The following is a 359-nucleotide window of genomic DNA, read 5'->3' on the forward strand; positions in this document are numbered from 1 at the left end:
GAAGTAAACATCACCAGCTTTACTGTAAGATTTCGAAGGGTCTTTCTTTACCGAATTCGCATACCACATCGTAAAAGCGATGCCGAGCGCGGTGAAGAAAACCCATAGAGCGATACGCACCGATGCCCCAGATAAGACAGGTACACCAGCAATGCCTTGGGCAACAGCAACAGAAAATGGGTTCATCCAAGAAGCAGCAAAACCAATCTGAGTCGCTACGTACGTCACCATTACCGTAGTAATACCATCATAGCCAATACGTACCATTAGCGGCGCGATAATAATGGCAAAGGCGACGGCTTCTTCACCCATACCAAATACAGCCCCACCGAGCGAGAACAGTGCAAATAATACTGGAA

The 359-nt window shown here is 47.4% G+C and carries 1 pseudogene; it reads right to left on the minus strand.

What is annotated here, in order from left to right:
- Positions 1-359: pseudogene (locus tag AB4486_RS24120) on the minus strand (hypothetical protein); the annotation flags it as partial.

The sequence above is a fragment of the Vibrio sp. 10N.222.55.C6 genome (genome assembly GCF_041473395.1).
Classification (GTDB): Bacteria; Pseudomonadota; Gammaproteobacteria; order Enterobacterales; family Vibrionaceae; genus Vibrio; species Vibrio crassostreae_C.